Below are 624 nucleotides of genomic sequence, written 5' to 3'. Positions count from 1 at the left end.
TGTGACTATCGTTAATTCATTAGACGAATTAGGAAAGGTGATAAAGTAGGATGGGAACGTCAGCATTTATTTTAATGAAGCAAGAAAAGTATATCCCTGAAAAATTGTTGAGCGACACGATAGTAGCTGCTTTTCATGCAGATGCTGGATTGTATTTTGATAACTATAAAAAATATAAGAATGGCCAGTTCATATATACAACCTTAACTGTTACTGATAAGCCTTTGGTTAATGAAAATAATCAGCAATTTATATTTTATGTTGATGGGCTTGATAACTACGAGATCACTTATGATAATAACGAAGTCATTTTTGGCTTGGATCCGAGTCTTTCACTATATCAGGTGGGTGGAATTGAGGAGGTTTATGGTGCCCAAGAATTGATATTTCGCTTTATATATGAATACCTGAAATTAAACCCCGATGATTACTTTTGGGTTGCGGACTATGATTGGGTCTACAGTTGGGAGGATATGCAAATATTAAAATCGTTACCGTATGACCCAGATTGGTGCTATAAGAATCCTAAAAACTAACTTATGAGGGTTTACAGCCCCAGCAACAAGATCGTACAATAATACAACCAACAAACCAATCCTAAACAATTCAAACACTTGATAAACT

1 protein-coding gene is annotated in these 624 nt (G+C 34.9%); it reads left to right on the top strand.

Features of this window, described 5'->3' with window-relative positions:
• The first annotated feature begins 50 nt into the window (after window positions 1–50).
• On the top strand, window positions 51–536 hold the full coding sequence (locus tag PXY01_RS22125; RefSeq protein ID WP_127573301.1) for a hypothetical protein: 486 nt from the start codon (window positions 51–53) through the stop codon (window positions 534–536).
• Window positions 537–624: the final 88 nt, after the last annotated feature.

This window comes from Paenibacillus xylaniclasticus, from assembly GCF_004001065.1.
Taxonomy (GTDB): Bacteria; Bacillota; Bacilli; order Paenibacillales; family Paenibacillaceae; genus Paenibacillus_T; species Paenibacillus_T xylaniclasticus.
This window is presented reverse-complemented; position numbering and strand designations above follow the sequence as displayed.

What these genes read in the sequence shown, in the direction of transcription:
- PXY01_RS22125 (WP_127573301.1), top strand. Translation starts at nt 51, where the DNA reads ATGGGAACGTCAGCATTTATTTTAATGAAGCAAGAAAAGTATATCCCT.